Source organism: Campylobacter sp. GB48, assembly GCF_049221845.1.
GTDB classification, from domain to species: Bacteria; Campylobacterota; Campylobacteria; order Campylobacterales; family Campylobacteraceae; genus Campylobacter_D; species Campylobacter_D lari_C.
This window is the reverse complement of the sequence record NZ_JBMJAR010000074.1, coordinates 1-921: the sequence shown is the minus strand read 5'-3', so window position 1 is coordinate 921 and position 921 is coordinate 1. Positions and strand designations below refer to the sequence as shown.

The following is a 921-nucleotide window of genomic DNA, read 5'->3' as shown; positions in this document are numbered from 1 at the left end:
ATTATAAGTAATTATCTTAGCTTGTTAAATGATTTTAATACTTTAAGTAAGATAGAACTTATAAATATATTAGAAAGTTTAAGTTTATACAATCTTTCAACTTTAATACAAACTATGCAATCAAAAAATAAATATGACTCAAAAGGCTTTGATAAAGATAGTATCTTTTTATCTAATATGATTATGAATGTGAGGTTGAAGTAAGTAAATGATAGATTTAGCAGGTGTGATTTGTTAATTAAAATAAAAACTTTGTAATTGATTTGAAAAAATAGCAAGGTTTTAAAAGCAATACAAGAGAGATGTTTTAAAGAATTTGGGTAGTGTAACTAGGTTTAATAGATATATGCTTTTAAAACAAGGTTTTACGAATCCAAATTCACAAGATGAAGTTTTTTATGATGATATTAAATTAATAACATAGATTGATATAAGGTTTATATCAATCTGGATATAAATTTTAAATAAAATTCACCAAGAAGCTTTTTTTGTAAAGATTATGTATTTTTTAAAAAGTATTTTTAAACCAAAGTTTTTACTATGATAATAAAATCTATCATTTAAGAAATTAAAACTTAAAAATGAAAATTTGATTATCAAAGTTCCTAGTGATTTTTCAAAGCTTTATAAAATATTATAAAGTATGATAATAGCTCACATAGTATAATTAGTTTTATCTATGAAAAAGATTTATACTTAATATGTAATTTAGATGTAAAATAAATTGTTATTATGGTTATTTATATAATATACAAAAAGCTATTTTAGAAAATATAAAACTCTTTTTTAATATTTTAAAGATAATTTGCCAAAATAACACTCGGGAGTAAAAAACAAATGGTGCCCGAGGTCGCCATATAATTTATTAATCAAACCACTAAGTATCCATACTTTATAAATTAAATATCTAAATAACATATA

At 20.7% G+C, this 921-nt stretch carries 1 pseudogene; it reads left to right on the top strand.

Features of this window, described 5'->3' with window-relative positions:
• A pseudogene (locus ACOTVC_RS08865) lies at nt 1-204 on the top strand (hypothetical protein); the annotation flags it as partial.
• Nucleotides 205-921: the final 717 nt, after the last annotated feature.